Annotated in this window: 13 protein-coding genes and 1 pseudogene; 7 read left to right on the top strand and 7 right to left on the bottom strand. The window is 74.9% G+C overall.

From position 1 onward, the window contains the following. Positions 1–200: 200 nt before the first annotated feature. Complete coding sequence (locus ACWDR0_RS28375) at positions 201–677, bottom strand: hypothetical protein (protein ID WP_456354637.1); 477 nt, start codon at positions 675–677, stop codon at positions 201–203. 532 nt (positions 678–1,209) lie between these two features. Between ACWDR0_RS28375 and ACWDR0_RS28370 the strand changes: the two genes are divergently transcribed. From ACWDR0_RS28370 to ACWDR0_RS28355, 4 genes and pseudogenes are all read left to right on the top strand, one after another. After that, entirely contained in the window at positions 1,210–3,990 is a 2,781-nt protein-coding gene (locus ACWDR0_RS28370) for a sensor histidine kinase (RefSeq protein ID WP_456354636.1), read from the top strand. Further along, on the top strand, positions 3,987–4,445 hold the full coding sequence (locus ACWDR0_RS28365; RefSeq protein WP_456354635.1) for a roadblock/LC7 domain-containing protein: 459 nt from the start codon (positions 3,987–3,989) through the stop codon (positions 4,443–4,445). Before ACWDR0_RS28370 ends, ACWDR0_RS28365 begins: the two co-directional genes overlap by 4 nt. 431 nt (positions 4,446–4,876) lie before the next feature. Continuing rightward, positions 4,877–5,239, top strand: a pseudogene (locus ACWDR0_RS28360) (DUF742 domain-containing protein); the annotation flags it as partial. Beyond that, on the top strand, positions 5,220–5,822 hold the full coding sequence (locus ACWDR0_RS28355; protein WP_456354634.1) for a GTP-binding protein: 603 nt from the start codon (positions 5,220–5,222) through the stop codon (positions 5,820–5,822). The pseudogene ACWDR0_RS28360 and the gene ACWDR0_RS28355, both read left to right, overlap by 20 nt. A 352-nt stretch (positions 5,823–6,174) precedes the next feature. Here the strand turns inward: ACWDR0_RS28355 and ACWDR0_RS28350 are convergent, their stop codons facing one another. The 3 genes from ACWDR0_RS28350 to ACWDR0_RS28340 all read right to left on the bottom strand — a co-directional run bounded on the left by ACWDR0_RS28350 (position 6,175) and on the right by ACWDR0_RS28340 (position 8,245). Then, a complete protein-coding gene (locus tag ACWDR0_RS28350; protein ID WP_456354633.1) occupies positions 6,175–7,374 on the bottom strand; it encodes a lipid-transfer protein in 1,200 nt (399 codons plus the stop codon). Further along, a complete protein-coding gene (locus tag ACWDR0_RS28345; RefSeq protein WP_456354645.1) occupies positions 7,371–7,787 on the bottom strand; it encodes a Zn-ribbon domain-containing OB-fold protein in 417 nt (138 codons plus the stop codon). The genes ACWDR0_RS28350 and ACWDR0_RS28345 overlap by 4 nt, the downstream gene beginning before the upstream one ends. A gap of 113 nt (positions 7,788–7,900) precedes the next feature. After that, entirely contained in the window at positions 7,901–8,245 is a 345-nt protein-coding gene (locus tag ACWDR0_RS28340; RefSeq protein WP_456354632.1) for an Mpo1-like protein, read from the bottom strand. A gap of 95 nt (positions 8,246–8,340) precedes the next feature. Between ACWDR0_RS28340 and ACWDR0_RS28335 the strand changes: the two genes are divergently transcribed. Further along, positions 8,341–8,847, top strand: coding sequence for an NUDIX domain-containing protein (locus ACWDR0_RS28335; RefSeq protein ID WP_456354631.1), 507 nt, complete (start codon positions 8,341–8,343; stop codon positions 8,845–8,847). A 29-nt stretch (positions 8,848–8,876) separates the two neighbouring features. Here ACWDR0_RS28335 and ACWDR0_RS28330 read toward each other — a convergent pair whose 3' ends face one another. Next, on the bottom strand, positions 8,877–11,273 hold the full coding sequence (locus ACWDR0_RS28330; RefSeq protein WP_456354630.1) for a glycoside hydrolase family 31 protein: 2,397 nt from the start codon (positions 11,271–11,273) through the stop codon (positions 8,877–8,879). A gap of 269 nt (positions 11,274–11,542) precedes the next feature. On the opposite strand from ACWDR0_RS28330, the gene ACWDR0_RS28325 reads away from it, so the two are divergent. Both ACWDR0_RS28325 and ACWDR0_RS28320 read left to right on the top strand, forming a co-directional pair. Next, positions 11,543–13,564, top strand: a complete 2,022-nt coding sequence (locus ACWDR0_RS28325; RefSeq protein ID WP_456354629.1) for an acetoacetate--CoA ligase — start codon at positions 11,543–11,545, stop codon at positions 13,562–13,564. An 89-nt stretch (positions 13,565–13,653) separates the two neighbouring features. Then, a complete protein-coding gene (locus ACWDR0_RS28320) occupies positions 13,654–14,628 on the top strand; it encodes a hypothetical protein (protein ID WP_456354628.1) in 975 nt (324 codons plus the stop codon). 132 nt (positions 14,629–14,760) lie between these two features. Here the strand turns inward: ACWDR0_RS28320 and ptsP are convergent, their stop codons facing one another. Further along, entirely contained in the window at positions 14,761–16,431 is a 1,671-nt protein-coding gene (gene ptsP / locus ACWDR0_RS28315) for a phosphoenolpyruvate--protein phosphotransferase (RefSeq protein ID WP_456354627.1), read from the bottom strand. 72 nt (positions 16,432–16,503) lie between these two features. Then, positions 16,504–16,953: a PTS sugar transporter subunit IIA gene (locus ACWDR0_RS28310; RefSeq protein ID WP_456354626.1), complete on the bottom strand. Its 450-nt coding sequence runs from the start codon at positions 16,951–16,953 to the stop codon at positions 16,504–16,506. Positions 16,954–17,585 lie beyond the last annotated feature (632 nt).

Raw genomic sequence — 17,585 nt, 5'->3', positions numbered from 1 at the left:
CGGCGCCCGCGCGGTCCGCGCGGGCGTCCCCCGGCTGCTGGAGGCGGCGGCCCGCACCGGGCCCGGAGCGGTCCACCCCGGCTACGGCCGGCCGGTACGGCTCACCCGGCCGCGGCGCAACACCGGCGGACACGGAGAAGGCGGGACGCCGCAGCGACGCCCCGCCCCCTGACCGCCCGCCGCGCGGAACCCGCGCTCCGTCAGACCTCGGCCTCCGCGACCCGGCGGCTCCCGGACTCCCGGCGCGCCGTCCGCGCCTCCGCCCGGGCGGCGGTCCGGGCCGCCCGGCGCGCCCTGCGGCGCTCCCGCCGCGCGGCACGCGCACTGCTGCTGGGCGTGGAGACCACTCCGTACCGCTGCTTCCACACCTGGCGCGTCACCCAGACGTCGAGCACCGACCAGGTCGCCACGACCGTGCTCGCGACACTGCTGACCACCATCGGGAAGGCCAGCCAGGACTCGGCGAGCGTGCACAGCAGCGCGACCATCGCCTGAATCAGGGTCAACGACACGATGAGCACGGCCCGCACGGCCGCCCTGCGTACCGGATCGGCCATCCGGGCCCTGGGCACGGGCTCATCCACCCACAGCTGCCGCGGCACCGGCCTCTCCTCCTCCGCGCGCGCCGCCGTCGCACGACGCTCGCCCGTGTCCATGGTTCCGGTCACTCCCCACATCCCCCATGTCCGTCCGTCCTGTCTTCGGCTGCCCGGAATCCCGCACCGCTACTCCCGTCCGGCGGAGACCCGCCGCCCCTGTCCGGATGCGGCGGTCCCCGCGGAACCCTGCGCGGCCCTCCCGGACCCCGCCACCGGACGCTTCCGGAAAAGCGGTTGACATCCGGTACGCGCGATACCGACAGTGCGGGCGAAACTCGCACTACCGGTCGCTAACGGCAGGTTCCCATCAGCCCTGTACATATAGACGCCCGGGGGCCCCTTTCTGTTCCACCGCGGGGCCAACTGATCGCAGGAATCCGGCCATCTCCGCGCGGCCCCGCCGCCGCACCCGTCCCGACCTGTGCGACACGCCCGGGAATCCCAACACCTTGAATGCCGGAACCCTCCATGCCGCACGGCCGGTCGGTCGGCCGAAAATCGCCCGGGCGGCCCTTCGAGTTGATTGTGTGACAGTAGTAGGCTCGCGCCGTTTGCTGACCGGAGAGCACGGAGGACCGCAGCCCGCCGGGCGGTCCGTCAGGGGGAGGCCATGCGCTTTCGCGGGAAGTCCATCCGCCGGAAGATCGTGGCGCTGCTGCTGGTTCCCCTGCTCTCCCTCACCGCGCTCTGGGGTTTCACGACCTTCCTCACCGGCCGGGAGGCGGCCCGGCTGCTGGAGGTCGGTTCGGTCGTCGACGACGCCGGCGGCCCCGTCGCCATCGCGGTCCACGCCCTCCAGCAGGAGCGCCACCACACCCTGGTCCATCTCGCCGACCGCCGCGCCTCCGGAGCCCAGGCCGAACTGGGCGAGCGGCGCGCCGCCGTGGACCGCGCCCTCACCCTGGTCCGTACCCGGGCCGCCGACGCCGGGCTCCGCGACGCCCTGCGGTCCGAAGGCGAACGGAAACTCGCCGTCTTCGTCGACGGCTTCGGCGGACTCGTCGCGCTGCGCGCGTCCGTCGACGGCGGTACGGTGCCGCGGGCCCGGGCCATGGACTACTACAACGGTCTGATCGACCCCGCCTTCACCTTCCTCAACGACCTCCACACCCTCAGCGACGTCGGCATGGACCGCCAGGGCCGGGCCCTGGTCGGCCTCGGCCGCGCCACCGAGGCACTCGCCCGCGAACACGCGCTGATCTCCTCCGCCCTGACGGCGGGCCGGATCACCGCCGCCGAACTGCGGGACGTCACCGGTCTGGTCGCCCGCCGCGAACTGCTCTACGAGGTCAACCTGGAGCTGCTCCCGCCCCGGGAGCGCGAGATCTACCGCACCTTCTGGACCGGCCCCCGCACCGCACCGCTGCGCGACGCCGAGCACCGGCTGGTCACCGGCGACCCCGCCGCACCCGCCGACGCCGACCAGGCGGTGCAGTGGCGGCAGGCCGTCACCCCCGTCCTGGACCGGCTCCAGCTGGAGGCCGTGGAGGCCGAGGAACGCCACCGGGACCGGGTCGACCCCGCCGCCTGGGACGTCTTCATCAAGGCGGGCGTCGCCGGAGTGCTCGGCTTCCTCGCCCTGCTGGTCTCCGTCGTCGTCTCGGTACGCATCGGACGCGACCTGGTCCGGGACCTCTCACGGCTGCGCCGCGAGGCCCACGAGGTCTCCGGGGTCCGGCTGCCCGGGGTGATGCGCAGGCTCGCCGCCGGCGAACACGTCGACGTGGAGACGGAGGCGCCGCGCCTGGAGTACGAGAAGGACGAGATCGGCCAGGCGGGCCGGGCCCTCAACACCCTTCAGCGCGCCGCCGTCGAAGCCGCGGTCCGCCAGGCCGAGATGCGCCGCGGCGTCTCCGAGGTCTTTGTCAACCTCGCCCGGCGCAACCAGGTCCTGCTCCACCGCCAGCTCACCCTCCTCGACGCCATGGAGCGCCGCACCGAGGACGCGGAGGAACTCGCCGACCTCTTCCGGCTGGACCACCTCACCACCCGGATGCGCCGTCATGCGGAGGGCCTGGTCATCCTCTCCGGTGCCGCTCCCTCCCGGCAGTGGCGCAAGCCGGTCCAGCTGATGGACATCGTCCGGGCCGCGGTCGCCGAGGTGGAGGACTACGAGCGCATCGAGGTACGGCGGCTGCCCCGGATCGGGGTCGGCGGCCAGGCGGTCGCCGACCTGACCCATCTGATCGCCGAACTCCTGGAGAACGCCACGGTGTTCTCGCCCCCGCACACCGCCGTGGAGGTGCACGGCGAGCGGGTCGCCAACGGATTCACCCTGGAGATCCACGACCGGGGCCTCGGAATGGCCCCCGAGATCCTCCTGGAGGCCAATCTCCGGCTGGCCGAGACCCCCGAGTTCGAGCTCTCCGACACGGACCGCCTCGGTCTCTTCGTCATCAGCCGGCTCGCCCAGCGCCAGAGCGTCCGGGTCTCGCTCCAGTCGTCGCCGTACGGCGGGACCACGGCCGTCGTCTTCCTGCCGGTCGCCCTGCTGACCGACGCCCCGGAGGACGACACGTCCGGTGCCTCCCCGTTCGACCGTCCGGTCCGGTCCGGGCCGCCCGTGCGCCGCCCGGTGCCGTCCGCCGGACGCTCGGCCCTGCCGGCGGCGGACCAGGAGCCCGCGGAGGGCGCCCCGCCGCCGTTCCCCGGCAGGCCCGTTCCGCCGTCCGGGGCCAACCGGCCGGGCCCGGACGCGGCCGGTCCGGCGGACGCCGCGTACCCGGCCGGCTCCCCGGCTGCGTACGGCACCCCGCACCGCCTCCCCGGACTGCGCCGCCCGCCGGATCCGTACGATCCGGTCGACCCGTACGGCGAGCCCGGCGGCTACCGCTACCCCCAGGACACCCGGTCCCCGCAGCCGCCCCGGACGGGCGGCGGCGAGGAGCACCAGCAGGCGGGGGAACCCGCGCCCGGACGCCCGCCGGGAGTCGTCCCGCTGCCCCGCCGTCCCCGGCAGCCCGACCCGGCGACCGGCCGCCACCGCTCCGCCGCCGCGACCCCCTTCCCCGCTCCCGCCGGCCGCGGCGACCCGGCCGAGCCCCACACCGGCGGCCACCGCCGCGCCGAGGAACCGCCGGGCTTCGTCGACGGCCTGCCCCGCCGGGTGCGCCAGGCCAGCCTCGCCCCGCAGCTGCGGGAGACCCCCGAGCCGTCCCGCGCCCGGCGGCGCGCCGGCCCGGCCCGGGGAAGCGGCGGCGACACCGACGCGCTGCGCGACGCCGAGTCCGTACGGGCCCGGATGGCGTCCATGCAGCAGGGCTGGCAGCGGGGGCGCCGCCAGAACGCGGACGGCACCGACCCGGCCGCCGTCCCGAGCACCGGTCCGGGGACCGGCACCACCGCCGGCCGTCCGGCACCACGAACGACATCGGAGGGGAACGGTCCATGACCGCACCGCACGCCGCAGCAGACGCCACCGGGGGACGCCCGTTCGACCGGGGCGGTGCGGGCGCGCTCGACTGGCTCCTGGACGAGCTGGTCGAGCGGGTCGGCAGCATCCGCCGGGCGCTCGTGCTCTCCAGCGACGGGCTGGCCACCGGTACCTCGCGGGAACTGAGCCGGGAGGACGCGGAGCATCTCGCCGCCGTGGCCTCGGGCTTCCACTCCCTCGCCAAGGGGGTGGGCCGCCACTTCGACGCCGGGCAGGTCCGGCAGACCGTGGTGGAGCTGGACGAGGCGTTCCTCTTCGTCACCGCCGCGGGCGACGGCAGCTGTCTCGCGGTCCTCGCCGACGCGGACTCCGACGTCGGTCTGGTCGCCTATGAGATGACGCTCATGGTGAAGCGCGTCGGGGTTCATCTCGCCACGGCTCCCCGGACCGGGCGATCCGCCGCCGGCGGGTGACGCCGGGTATGCGTGACGGCACCGGGGACGGCGCGGGCGACGGTACGGCCGACCGGGCGGACGGTACCGAGGGTATGGACGGGGCCATGGGGGACGGGACCGGGGAGCCCCGGGTCCGGCCGCCCGGCCGGGCCCGGCGATTACGGCGGTTCCGCCCGCGGCCGGCCTCCCGGCGGGCGCAGCCGCCCGAGGACCGGCCGCCGGAGCCGCAGCACCGCCCTCCCGGCCCCCCGCAACCACAGCAGCCCCTTCCGTCACACCAGCAGCACCAGACACATCAGCCGCACCGACCGCACCAGCCTCATCCGCCACAGGAGGCGTCTCCGTCCCCGGCCGGCCCGGAGCCCGGGAGCACCCCGGACTCCGGACCCGCCGGGCGGGAGGAGCGGGCCCGCCGGTTCGGCGGCCCCCGTCCCCCGCGGCACTTCGTCGACGCCGAGGCGGGCCCCGTGGTCCGGCCGTACGCGATGACCCGGGGCCGTACCAGCAGCACCTCCCAGCACCACCGGCTCGATCTGATCGCGCTCGTCGTGCCCGGCCCCGCGGCCGGAACCACCGGCCACGGGCACCATCTCTCGCCGGAGCACGTCGACATCGTCGAGCGGTCCGAGCGCAGTCCGCAGTCGATCGCCGAGCTGGCCGCGGGTCTCGATCTCCCCGTCGGGGTGATCCGGGTCCTGGTCGGCGATCTCGTCGAGGACGAACTCGTCCAGGTAACCCGTCCCGTTCCGCCGGCGGAGCTGCCGGACGTGAACATTCTCCGCGAGGTGATCAATGGTCTCCGGGCCCTCTAGCACGGCGCGGCGCAGTGCGCCGCTGGCTCTGAAGATCCTGGTCGCCGGAGGCTTCGGGGTCGGCAAGACCACGCTGGTGGGCGCGGTCAGCGAGATCCGTCCGCTGCGTACCGAGGAGGATCTGAGCGAGGTGGGCCGGCCGGTGGACGACACCGGCGGCGTCGAGGCCAAGACGACCACCACGGTCGCCATGGACTTCGGCCGGATCACCCTCCGGGAGGACCTGGTCCTCTATCTCTTCGGCACCCCCGGGCAGGATCGTTTCTGGTTCCTCTGGGACGAACTGGCCCAGGGCTCGCTGGGGGCCGTGGTGCTGGCCGACACCCGCAGGCTGGCGGACTCCTTCGCCGCCGTCGACTACTTCGAGCGCCGGGGCATCCCGTTCACCGTTGCCGTCAACTGCTTCGAAGGCACCGAACGCTTCCCCGTGACATCGGTGCGCGCCGCCCTCGACCTGGACGCCGGGGTCCCGCTGCTGCTGTGCGACGCGCGGGAGCGCGAGTCGGTGAAGACGGTCCTCGTCACGGTGGTCGAACACGCCCTGGAACTGGTCGACCCGGCACAGCGGCACGCGGCGAACTGACGGCGGCCGGGGGTGCGCGGTCCGCCGTACGGGGGCGCCGCACTCCGGTGCCGGGCGGACCGGTCCGGCCGGGCGGCGGTGCGCAGGGGCTGCCGGGCGGGGCGCCGGCGGTCCGCCCGGCGGCCGTGTCCCGGCGGGGTGGAGCCGCGGGTCTCCGCCCTCCCGGCCCCGGCCCCTGCCGTCGGCGGTCAGCCGGTGCGGCCGGGCGAGCCGGGGGCGTCAGCCGTCGTCCGTGTCCGGCCGAGCCGTCGGCGCCGAACGCCGGGCGTGGCAGACCCCCGGGCGCACCGCCCGCCCGGGGCCACCCGGAACCCCTGGCCCCGGAGGCCCTGCCCGCGCCCCCGCGCCGCCTTCAGCGGACCGCCACCACCGCCGACCCGTGCCCGAACAGCCCCTGGTTCGTCGTGATCCCGGCCCGCGCCCCGGCCACCTGCCGCGGACCCGCCTCCCCCCGCAGCTGCCGGACCAGCTCGCAGACCTGGGCGATCGCCTGTGCGGGCACCGCCTCCCCGAAGGACGCCAGACCCCCGCTCGGATTCACCGGGATCCGTCCGCCGAGCGCGGTCGCCCCCGAGCGCAGCAGCCGGGCCGCCCCGCCCGGCGTACAGAGCCCGAGGTCCTCGTACCACTCCAGTTCGAGGGCGGTCGACAGGTCGTACACCTCGGCCAGCGACAGATCCCCGGGGCCGGTGCCCGCCTCCTCGTACGCGGCCCGGGCCACGGAGGCCCGGAACGACCCGGCCGGGGGAGGTACGGCGGCGGCCGAGTCCGTCGCGATGTCCGGGAGGTCGGGCACGGTCCGCGGATAGACGGGCCCGGCGGTGGAGACGGCCCGGATCCGGACCGGGCGGGGATGCCCGTGGCGGCGGGCGTACGCCGTGCTCGACAGCACCAGCGCCGCGCCCCCGTCCGAGGTGGCGCAGATGTCCAGCAGCCGCAGCGGATCCGCGACCACGGGGGAGGCCGCCACTTCGGCGGCGGTGACGGCCGTCCGGTAGCGGGCGTACGGATTGAGCGCTCCGGCGGCCGCGTTCTTCACCTTGACCAGCGCGAAGTCCTCCGGGGTGTCGCCGTGCACGGCCATCCGGCGCCGGGCCCAGAGCCCGAAGTAGGCCGGATTGACCGCCCCGAGCAGCCGGAACCGCAGCCAGTCGGGATCGTCGGGCCGGTCCCCGCCCGCCGGGGCGAAGAAACCCTTGGGCGCCGCTTCCGCGCCGACCACCAGCACGACGTCCGCGAGACCCGCCAGGATCTGGGCCCGCGCGGTGCCGATCGCCTGGGCGCCGGAGGCGCAGGCCGCGTACACACTGGTGACCCGCGCCCCCTGCCAGCCGAGTGCCCGGGCGAAGGAGGCGCCCGCGACATGCCCCGGATAGCCGCCGCGTACGGTGGCGGCGCCGACCACCGATCCGACGTCCCGCCAGGCGACACCGGCGTCGGCGAGGGCCGCGCGGGCGGCGATCGTGCCGTAGTGGAGGAAACCGTGGCCTCCCTTGCCCCAGGGGTGCATACCCGCCCCCAGGACCGCGACGTCCCCGGCGGCCCCGCTCAACGCTCCGCCCCCACCGGCCGCCAGTGCCAGACGGCGGTGCCGTCGCCGAGCGCTCCCGGCACCACCTCCACCTCGGCGCCGACCGCGAGATCCCCGAGCGTCACCCCCGGCGCGGCCTGCCCGAGGACCACCATCCGCTCGGCGGCCAGCTCGACCGCCACCAGAACGTACGGCTCCCACGGCTCGTCCGGGTCGCCGGGGTACGGGGGCGGCGGGCGGTAGCGGCCGTCGGTGTACGACCACACCGTGCCGCGCCGCGACAGCGCGACCTCCGTGAGCCGCCCGCCCCCGCACTCCGGATTGCGGCAGAAGCCGTCCTCGCGGGGGAAGAAGACGGCGGTACAGGAGTTGCAGCGGGTGCCCAGCAGTGCGAAGCCGCCCTCCCCGCCGTCCCGGAACCAGCCGGCCGTCACGGGTGCGCGTGTCAAAGGTCCTCCCCGGAACCGCGGTCCGATGCCCGTGCTCCGACCACAAATATCTGACATGACGTCAGAAAGCTAGGGTGCGGACCCCGCGGTCCGGGCCCTCAGCGGTCCTCGGCGAACCACTGCGCGGCGGTCTCCGCCAGTTCGCGGTCCCGCCCCGCCAGCATCGTCCGGATCATCCGGGCGTCCCCGCGCAGCGACCACAGCGGATGCCCGAACGTCGCCGGATTGTTCCCCTCGATCAGGAAGTGCGCGGGCCAGGCCGTCCCGTAGCCGATCAGCGGCAGCGCGGCCAGATACCGCTTCCGGCCCCGCGCTACCCCGTACGCGCCCACCGCAAGCCCGGTCAGCGTGCCCGCCAGATGGACCCAGCGGGTCGCCGCCCGGGAGTGCATCGCCACGTAGTACGGCCAGAACTCCTCGTACGTATCGAATGTCCGCTCCATGAACCGCACGGTAACCCCCGGGCCCGCACCCGGCCAGGGCCCCGCACCCACCGCCGCCCGTACCGTCCCCGCCCCCGTCCGCTACAGTCCCGCGGATGCCCGAGAACTCCCACTGCGGCCACTGCGGCACCCCCTACGGCCCCGCCGCCCGCGACTGGCCCCGTACCTGCCCCGGCTGTGCGGCCACCGCCTACCGCAACCCGCTCCCGGTCGCCGTCGCCCTCCAGCCCGTCCACGACGCACACGGCACCGGACTCGTCGTCATCATCCGCGCCATCGAACCCGAGGCGGGCCGCACCGCCCTCCCCGGCGGTTTCGTGGACCACCGGGAGACCTGGCAGGAGGCCGCCGTCCGCGAACTCCACGAGGAGACCCGGATCGAGGCCCGCGCCGCCGACGTCCGGCTCGCCGACGCCATCAGCGCCGACACCGGCCACCTCCTCCTCGTCGCCCTGCTGCCCGCGCTCCCCGCCGCCACCCTGCCCCCCGACGCCCCCACCGCCGAGACCACCGGCCGGCAACTGCTCCGCACCCCCGGCCCCCTCGCCTTCCCCACCCACACCGAGGCCGTCGCCAACTGGTTCGCCGGCCGCTACAACTGACCACTGCACCCGACCGCCGCGACCGGCCACTACACCCGACCACCGTCCCCGGCGGCCGCGCCCCGCACCCGGACCGGCCGCCCCGGCGCCACCACCCCGTCCCCCCGGACCTGCTTCACCACCACCCGGCCGCCCGCCGACCGCACCGCGTACCGCTCGACCTCCGCCCGCGCCCAGCCGTCCCCCGGATCCGGCACCACCAGGCCACCCCCCTTGCGCCCGGGCGGCGGCGCCCACACCTCCAGCTCCACCCCGCCGTCCGCACCCCGCACCGGAACCACCGAACCACCGCGCGCCAGCACCGGTATCCGCTCCGGCGGCGCCTCCATCACCACCCGCCCGGGGCCGTCGTACACCCGGCCCGTCACCGTGTCGTACCAGCGGCCCCGCGGCAGCCGCACCGCCCGCCGCACCACCCCCGGCTCCAGCACCGGCGCCACCAGCAGCGCGTCCCCGAGCAGAAAGGCGTCCCCGCACTCCCGCAGCGCCCGGTCCTCCGGCGCCCCCCACCACACCGGCCGCACCGGAGGCGACCCGGTCAGCTTCGCCACCTGCGCCAGCGTCACCAGATACGGCAGCAGCCGCTCCCGCTCCCGCAGCACCGCCCCCGCCTGCTCCAGCACCACCGGGCCCGCCCCCCACGGCTCCCGGCCGTCCGCCCCCGGCCCGGTACGGAACAACGGCAGATACGCCGCCAGCTGCAACCGCCGCAGATACCACTCCGCCGACGGACCCGCACCGCACCCGGCACCGCCGGCCGCACCGTCCGCCCCCGCGTACGGCACCCCGCACAACCCCAGCCCCAGCACCAGCGACAGCGCCGCCCGCAACCCCGCCCAGTCCGCGCCGCCCGGGCCCGCCCAGACACCCCCGTAGCGCTGCATCCCCACCCACCCCGCACGCGACAGCAGAAACGGCCGCTCCGCGGGGCGCAGCCGCCGCAGCCCCTCGTATCCCGCCCGCGCCATCGCCGCCCCGTACACATTGCGGGCCTCCCGGTGATCACCACCCCGGCCCTCCAGCGCGTGCCGCGCCGACCGCGGCAGCGCCGAACCCCCGAAAACCCCGCCCCCGGAAGGCGCGTTGCCGGTCAGCGCCACCCCCGAGAAACCCGCCGCCACCCGCTCCGCGCACAGCCCGCCCCACCAGCGCCGCACCGCCGGATCGGTGAAATCCGGATACGCGCACTCCCCGGCCCCCCACCCGCCCCGGACCTCCCGCCCCCGCCCGTCCCGTACGAACACCCCCAGCCGCCGCCCCTCCTCGTACACCGGATCACCCCGCTCCGCCCCGATCTCCGGCGCCACCACAGGCACCAGCCGCACCCCCGCCGCCCGCAGCTCCCGCGCCCCGGGCGGTGCCGCCGGAAACCACCCCCGCGCCCCCGCCCCCGGAAGACCGCCGGGGCCGCCCAGATGCACCGCCGACAGCGGCAGCCCCCGCTCCCGGTATCCCGCCACCGCCTCCCGTATCCCCGCCCCGTCCAGCACCGCATGCTGCACCCCCAGCGCCCACGACGGCGGCACCGCCGCCGGGCCCGTCAGCCGCGACCAGCGCGCCAGCACCCCCGCGGGCGTGCCCACCACCACCCAGCAGCGCAGCGGACCGCCCTCCATCCGCAGCACCGCGGTCCCCGGCCGGTCGTGCCCCGAACCCCCGCCCTCCGCACCCTGCCGCAGCGTCACCCGCCCGTCCCACGTCGTGTCGTGGAACGCCAGATGCGTTCCGGCGTCGGCCACCACCACCTGCACCGGCATCGCCGGCGACGACGGCCCGTCCACCGGATCCCCGGCCCCAGGACCCGAATTCCCCAGCCGGTACGTCCCGTCCCGCAGCCCCGGCCCCGAACCCCGCCCGCCCAGCCCGAAGAACCGCGCGTCGGCCGCCACCTCCGAACGCAGCAGCCAGCGCGCCGGACCACCACCCCCCACCGGCTCCCACCACCGCGGCGGCAGGTCCCGCCGCAGCACCACCCCGCCGGGCGTACGCACCTCCACCGCCCCGTACCGGGACACCGCCACCGTCACCCGCCGCGACACCACCCGCCAGCCGCCGTCCGTATCCGGCTCCAGACCGGCCCGGGGATCCGCCTCCGGCACCGGCCCCGCCAGCGCGTACGACGGCTCGGGACCCGCCCCGTCCCACCCCCAGAACACCGCGCCCCCCGCCGACACCCGGATCCGCAACTCCGAACGGGCGAACCGCACCACCCCACCGCCCGGCAGCGCCTCCGCCCCCGACAGCGGACCCGGCACCCGGGCCCGCTCCGCCCCCCGCGGCGGCAGCCCCCACGCGTCCGTCCGCCGCCTGCGCCACGCCCGGCGCGCCGCCCGCAGCCCCTGCCGCGCACCGAGCGCCCGCAGCCGCCCCAGACCGCGCAGCCTCCGCAGGCTCCGTACCGAACACACCAGCTCACGACCGTCCATGCGGCTCAGCCTGCCACCGGCCCCCCGCCGGCGGGACCGGGTTCAGCACCCGTTCACCCCCGGCACTCCGGCACTTCGCCCACCGCACCGGACCGGCACACCGCCGTGCCCTGGTGCGAAAGACGATCACATGGCATCGTCCGTAGCAGCCGAGCGGCGCGCACACACCGGCACGCCCGAGGCCCCCGCAGCCACCGCGCACCGCCCCCGGCGATCCGACCAGGACCCGCGGGACGACCAGAGCCATCCGGAGCCGCACTGTGACCCCAGTGAATCCAGCGAACGAAGCGACCCCGGCCCGGGGCCCGGAGCCTCTGTGGCAGCCGGACGCCGACCGCGTCGCCGCCGCCCGGATCACCCACTTCCAGCGCTGGGCCGCCGAGCACCACGGAGCTCCGGCCGACGGCGGATACCCCGCCCTCCACGCCTGGTCCACCGGCTCCCTCGACACTTTCTGGCGCGCGGTCGCCGAATACTTCGACGTACGCTTCGGCACCCCCTGGGACCAGGTCCTGGCCGACCCCGCCATGCCCGGCGCCGCCTGGTTCACCGGCGGCACCCTCAACTACGCCGAACACGCCCTGCGCGCCGCCGACACCCGCCCCGGCGACACCGCCCTCGTCCATGCCGACGAACGCCACGAACCCGCCGAAACCAGCTGGGCGGAGCTGCGCCGCCAGGTCCTGGCCCTCGCCGCCCGGCTCCGCGAGACCGGCGTCGGCCCCGGCGACCGGGTCTGCGCCTACGTCCCCAACATCCCCCAGGCCGTCGTCGCCTTCCTCGCCAGTGCCGCCGTCGGCGCCGTATGGACCTCCTGCGCCCCCGACTTCGGCGCGCGCGCCGTCCTCGACCGCTTCCAGCAGGTCGAACCCGTCGTCCTCTTCACCGTCGACGGCTACCGCTACGGCGGCAAGGAGCACGACCGCGCCGACACCGTCGCCGAACTCCGCGCCGGACTCCCCGGCCTGCGCGCCGTGATCCACATCCCCGTCCTGGGCACCGGCACCCCCGACGGCGCCCGCGACTGGTCCGAGGTCACCGAGGGCACCGCCGACACCCCCTTCGAGCAGCTCCCCTTCGACCACCCCCTGTGGATCCTCTACTCCTCCGGGACCACCGGACTGCCCAAGGCCATCGTCCAGTCCCAGGGCGGCATCCTCCTCGAACACCTCAAACAGCTCGGCCTGCACTGCGACCTCGGCCCCGGCGACCGCTTCTTCTGGTACACCTCCACCGGCTGGATGATGTGGAACTACCTGGTCTCCGGGCTGCTCACCGGAACCACGGTCGTCCTGTACGACGGCAGCCCGGGCTATCCGGAAACCGGCGCCCAGTGGGCCGTCGCCGAACGCACCGGCGCCACCTTCTTCGGCACCTCCGCCGCCTATGTCATGGCCTGCCGCAAGGCCGGGGTGCATCCCGCCCGCGACCACGACCTCTCCCGGATCGCCTGCGTCGCCACCACCGGATCCCCCCTGCCGCCCGACGGCTTCCGCTGGCTGCACGACGAGTTCGCCGCCGCCGGAGCCGATCTGTGGATCGCCTCCGTCAGCGGCGGCACCGACGTCTGCAGCTGCTTCGCGGGCGCCGTCCCCACCCTCCCCGTCCATATCGGCGAACTCCAGGCCCCCTGCCTCGGCACCGATCTGCACGCCTGGGACGAGAACGGCCGGGACCTGGTCGACGAGGTCGGCGAACTCGTCGTCACCCGGCCCATGCCCTCCATGCCCACCACCTTCTGGAACGACCCGGACCAGGACCGCTACCGCGCCGCCTACTTCGAGATGTTCCCCGGCGTCTGGCGGCACGGCGACTGGATCACCCTCACCGGCCGCGGCACCGTCGTCGTCCACGGCCGCTCCGACTCCACCCTCAACCGCCAGGGCGTCCGGATGGGCTCCGCCGATATCTACGAGGCCGTCGAACGGCTCCCCGAAATCCGCGAATCCCTCGTCATCGGCGTCGAGGAACCCGACGGCGGCTACTGGATGCCCCTCTTCGTCCACCTCGCCGACGGCACCGGCCTCGACGACGGCCTGCGCGCCCGGATCAAGAGCACCCTCCGCGAACAGCTCTCCCCGCGCCATGTACCGGACGACATCATCGCCGTGCCCGCGATTCCCCACACCCTCACCGGCAAGCGCCTCGAAGTCCCCGTCAAACGACTCCTCCAGGGAGCCGACCCCGCCCAGGCCGTCAACCCCGGCTCCGTCGACCGGCCCGAGCTCCTCACCTACTACACCGGCCTCGGCGCCGAACGGACCCGGCTCCGCGGCGAAGGCGGCGGCTGACAGCCTCGCGGCGGCCCCGACCGGCCACTGTCAGTGGCGACGGCTACGGTGAGTAATCGATATTCGACCGTACGCCACCAGGGGGGACCATGACGCACGAGACCGCACCCACCGGCCGCACCCGCCGCACGCCGGCCGGCGGCAGGCGCCCCGGCCCCGGCCGGACCGGCCCGGACCGCCCCCGCGGCCGGGCCGCCGCCCGCCGCGCCCTCCGCCGGGAGGTCCCCGCCACCGTGGGAATCCTCGCCGACGCCCACGACTTCGCCGCCATGTCCGGCTACCGCAGCTTCCCCTTCGACGACCACCCCTCCTACCTCCACCGGGTCGAGGACCTCCTCGGCTCCCTCGCCGGGGACCGGCTCCACACCGCCGTCGTCCTCTTCGACCCCGAGGAGTACGCGCACTACTGCGCCGGCGAGGGCCTCGACCCCGACAGCCCGCTCAGCCGCAGCCGCTACACCGCCGTCGCCGCCGCCCGCGGCGGCGCCCTCGACTACACCGGCCAGCCCATCGGCGAACTCCTGCCCCTGCTGATCGACCACAGCGTCCGCCGGGCGACCTGGGAGTACGCGGCCGGTCTGCTCGCCGCCGCCGGTCCCTGCGCCGACTGCGGCCAGGACATCGGCAAGGCGTCCTTCGACCGCGCCGCCCACCTTCTCGCCCGCCTCCTCGAAGAAGCCGGCCCCGGCAGCCACCACCTCGTCTGCAGCGTCGCCGCCCCCGCGGAACGGCTCTTCGTCACCCTCGCCGCCGACCGGGACCCGGCGGACCCCGCAGCCCGCCCCGACCCCGCCGCATACGCCGAGTTCATCACCGTCCTCGCCGTCGCCGTCGCCCTCGGCCGCCCCGCGGGAGTGGTCCTGCGCACCGCCGGCTCCGGCGCCGCCGACCGCGTCCACGGCTGGACGGTCCACCGCAGCAGCTTCGTCCCCCTCTCCGAAGCCGGGGTCTTCAGCGCCTACTGCACCGACGCCGCCACCGGCGAACCCGTCCCGCCCGAGCCCGGCACCGAGTACCACGCCGGCTTCCCCGTCCCCACCGACGAACCCGACCCCCACCACTGACCGTCCCCGGCCGGTCCCACCGGCCGCTCCGGGACACCGGCGGGCCGGTCGGCCGCCCGCGGGTGTCCCGCCGGAACGGCGGAAGGGCCCCGCGGTCGCCGCGAGGCCCTTCCACCCGTCAACCGGAGCGGGTCACTCCCCGGACAGCACCGCCTGCGCGGCGATCCGCGCCTCCTCGGCACTGTCCGCGGCCCGCGCGGCCGCCGCCGCACGCTCGCACTGCGCGAGCGTGTGCTTGGCCAGCGTCGCCCGGACATAGGGAATCGACGCCGCGCCCATCGACAGGGACGTCACCCCCAGACCCGTCAGCACACATGCCAGCAGCGGATCGGAGGCCGCCTCACCGCAGACACCGCAGCTCTTGCCCTCGGCCTTCGCCGCCTCCGCCGACAGCGCCACCAGGTCCAGCAGCGCCGGCTGCCACGGATCCTGCAACCGCGACACCGCACCCACCTGACGGTCGGCGGCGAACGTGTACTGCGCCAGGTCGTTGGTGCCCAGCGAGAGGAACTCGACCTCCTGGAGGATGGACCGGGCGCGCAGCGCCGCGGACGGGATCTCCACCATCGCGCCGAACTTCGCCCGCAGCCCGGCTTCCCGGCAGGCATCCGCGAACGCCTTGGCGTCCGCCCGGTCCGCCACCATCGGGGCCATGACTTCCAGATAGACGGGCAGCCCCTCGGCCGCCTTCGCCAGCGCGGTCAACTGGGTCCGCAGCACCTCCGGATGGTCCAGCAGGGTCCGCAGCCCCCGCACCCCCAGCGCCGGATTCGGCTCGTCGGCCGGGGTGAGGAAGTCGAGCGGCTTGTCCGCGCCCGCGTCCAGGACCCGTACGACGACCCGGCCCTCCGGGAAGGCCTCCAGCACCTTGCGGTACGCCTCGACCTGCGTCTCCTCCGACGGCGCCCGGCTGCTGTCGTCCAGGAAGAGGAACTCGGTACGGAACAGTCCGACGCCCTCGGCACCGGCCTCCACCGCCGCCGGCACATCGGCCGGGCCGCCCACGTTCGCCAGCAGCGGCACCTTGTGCCCGTCCGAGGTGGCCCCCGGCCCGCTGGAGGCGGCGAGCGCGGCCTTGCGCTCGGCCGCCGCCCGGGTCAGCTCCGCCCGCTTCTCCTCCGACGGCTGCACGAAGATCTCGCCCGTGCTGCCGTCGACGGCGACGAGCGTGCCCTCGGCCAGATCACCGGCACCGGGCAGCGCCACCACGGCCGGCACCCCGAGCGCCCGCGCCAGAATCGCGCTGTGGCTCGTCGGCCCGCCCTCCTCGGTCACAAAACCGAGCACCAGCGCGGGATCCAGCAGCGCGGTGTCCGCGGGGGCGAGATCCCTGGCGATCAGCACATACGGCTCGTCGCTGTCCGGGACACCCGGCATCGGCACCCCGAGCAGCCGCGCCACGATCCGGTTCCGTACGTCGTCCAGGTCGGCGACCCGGCCCGCCAGATACTCCCCGGCGCCCGCGAGCAGCGCCCGGTACGCGGCGAACGCGTCGTACACCGCGCGCTCCGCCGTGCTGCCGACCGTGACCCTGCGGTCCACATCGGCCATCAGCTCGGGGTCCTGCGCCATCAGCGCCTGGGCCTCCAGCACGGCCTGCGCCTCACCGCCGGCCAGATTGCCCCGGGCGATCAGGTCTGCGGCGACGGCGTCCATCGCCTGCCGGGCGCGCCCCTGTTCGCGCTCCGCGTCCTGGTCCGGGTTCTGCTTGGCGGGCGGCTCCAGGACGGCCGTACCCATATGCCGTACCTCGCCGATGGCCACACCGTGGCTCACCCCGACGCCTCGCAGCGTTGTCTCCATGTCACTCGTTCCCGATCGAGCGGCGGGCCGTGCCGCCGCGATGGTTGTCGGACCGCTGTTGGTGCCGGACCGTCACTGCCAGGTGAAGAGCTGCTCGCCGGCCTTGACCTCGCCGTCCTCACGGACCTCGCCCAGCGAGTCCGCGGTGGCCTCCAGTGCGACGACCGGGCAGATCGGGGACTTCCCGGCCTCCTCCACGGCGACGGGGTTCCAGCGCACCACGGCCTGACCGCGGCTGACGGTGTCGCCCTTGTTCACCAGCAGTTCGAAGCCCTCGCCGTTGAGCTGCACGGTGTCGATGCCGAGGTGCACCAGTACTCCGTGCCCTTCGGCGTCGACCACGACGAAGGCATGGGGGTGCAGCGAGACGATGACTCCGTCGACGGGCGAAACGGCCTCGCCCGGTTCCCGGACGGGGTCGATGGCGGTACCGGGGCCGACCATGGCGCCGGAGAAGACGGGGTCCGGTACGGCCGCGAGTCCGATGGCACGTCCGGCCAGCGGCGACATCACTGTGGTCATGGAGCCTCCCAGGGGCGGAGATGACGTCGCCCGTCGTCAGGGGGGTGGCGCGGGGCGACGCACTGTTCAGAACTGTTCAGAGCGTATGTCAGGTGAAGTCCCGGTTCCGCCCGAAAGCAACCGGTTGACCGAGCCGGGACGCACCGGGGCGATTTGCCTCGTACCCCGGTGACCTGTACTGTCGTACCCCTGCCTGGCCCCAACACGACGTGAGAGTCGGGGGTCGGCAGCGACCTTTCAAGCCGAGATCCTAACTGGTCTACACCTCTGCCTGTCTGCAGGGGACGGACCGGGAGTGGTCAAGGGGCCGGAAAAAGCCTGATAAGGTTTGAAACGTCGAAGGGAAAGCCCGGAGGGCCTGGTGAAAAGGGCCTGAGGGAAGCGTCCGTTCCTTGAGAACTCAACAGCGTGCCAAAAATCAACGCCAGATTAGTTGATACCCCGTTCCCGGCCAGTGATGGTTGGGGATGAGGTTCCTTTGAAGAAACACATACAGCGAGGACGCTGTGGACAGCCGGATTATTCCTCCGGCTCGTCCCGCTCTCGTGATGTGTCGACCCGATTACGGGTAAACATTCACGGAGAGTTTGATCCTGGCTCAGGACGAACGCTGGCGGCGTGCTTAACACATG

The sequence above is a fragment of the Streptomyces sp. NPDC003691 genome (assembly GCF_053981115.1).
This window is presented reverse-complemented; position numbering and strand designations above follow the sequence as displayed.